Origin of the sequence: Streptomyces musisoli, assembly GCF_016741855.1 — a bacterium.
GTDB classification, from domain to species: Bacteria; Actinomycetota; Actinomycetes; order Streptomycetales; family Streptomycetaceae; genus Streptomyces; species Streptomyces musisoli.
In genome coordinates, this window is the sequence record NZ_JAERRH010000086.1 from 1 (window position 1) to 1,255 (window position 1,255).

Here is a 1,255-nt window from a genome sequence, read left to right on the forward strand (position 1 = left end):
TTTAGGCAAGTTCTGGCTGCGGAGGGTGTCGGCGGACGTATCCGCTAGTGTCGAGGACAGGCGGACACTGTGATCCAGGAGGAGCGGTGTACTACAGCGGGTTGGGGCTCGACCGTGTCGTTGATCGGCGGGGAGACTCGGACTGGATCGAGGCACTGCTGACCAGGGCCACTACCCAGGTCATTCCCCTGTGGCAGGACCAGTGCCTGGTGCGAAACGAAACGCCGTTGCGGCTGCCCTTGGCCCAGGCGAGGGACATCCTCGTCGCGGCCGGCGACCGGGTGCTGCTCGGCCTCGAAGGCGAGAGGGCGGTGTTCGCGGCTGATGTGTCCGGGCTCGAACGGGAGAGCGCCGTCGAGCTGGCCGGCGCGGACAGGATGCTGGACGTGCGGGCGATGGTTCCCACCATCACGCCGGACGAAGCGGGTCTGCTGGCGTACGCGCGGGGAATTCTGCACTGGAACCGCAATCAGCGGTTTTGTGGTGCCTGCGGGGGCCCGGCCCGGTCCTGCAATGGTGGCCACCTGCGGACCTGCCAGAACTGTGGGAAGCTGCTGTTCCCGCGGATCGAACCGGCCGTGATCGTGCTAGTCGAGCTTCCGGGCACGCCCCGGCGCTGCCTGCTCGGCCGCCATGCGGCATCCGGCCCGAACCGCTTCAGCACACTGGCCGGGTTCGTCGAGATTGGCGAGAGCTTCGAGGACACGGTGCGCCGCGAGGTGCGGGAGGAAGCCGGCGTCACCGTGGGTGCGGTGACCTACCAGGGTTCCCAGGGGTGGCCGTTCCCGGCCGGGGTGATGATCGGGTTTCGCGCCGAGGCCGTTTCCGATGCGATCGATGTGGACAACGTGGAAGTGGTGGAGGCACGCTGGTTCACGGCCGCGGAACTGCGCGCGCGGCTGGCGGACGCTACGCTCGGCGGCCCGTACCGGGTCGATTCGATTGGCAAGGCGCTCATCGACCAGTGGCTGGCCGACACAGACTGAACCGATGCGGTGCGAAGACAGATTTTACGCTGCCTCGTTTATCTTCTGCTTCAACTCGGCCACCGCCTGGGTCCGTCGGCTGGCCGACGCCCACCCGGCCGCATACCAAGCCCAGTTGGACCAGTCGCTTCGGCTCCTTGCCTCACTCGAACGGGTATCCGAGTGGTGATGAAAGGCTGGCTGGTGTGCCGCCTCGCGGGACTGGGCCGAGTATCGCGGCGTGGGACCCAGGTGACGAGGCGGTGGTCTACTGGTCGATGACGATGCTC

1 protein-coding gene is annotated in these 1,255 nt (G+C 67.2%); it reads left to right on the top strand.

The features are described 5' to 3' along the window. The first annotated feature begins 86 nt into the window (after nucleotides 1-86). A complete protein-coding gene (nudC, locus tag JK361_RS40550; protein ID WP_201828236.1) occupies nucleotides 87-986 on the top strand; it encodes an NAD(+) diphosphatase in 900 nt (299 codons plus the stop codon). The last annotated feature ends 269 nt before the right edge of the window (nucleotides 987-1,255 follow it).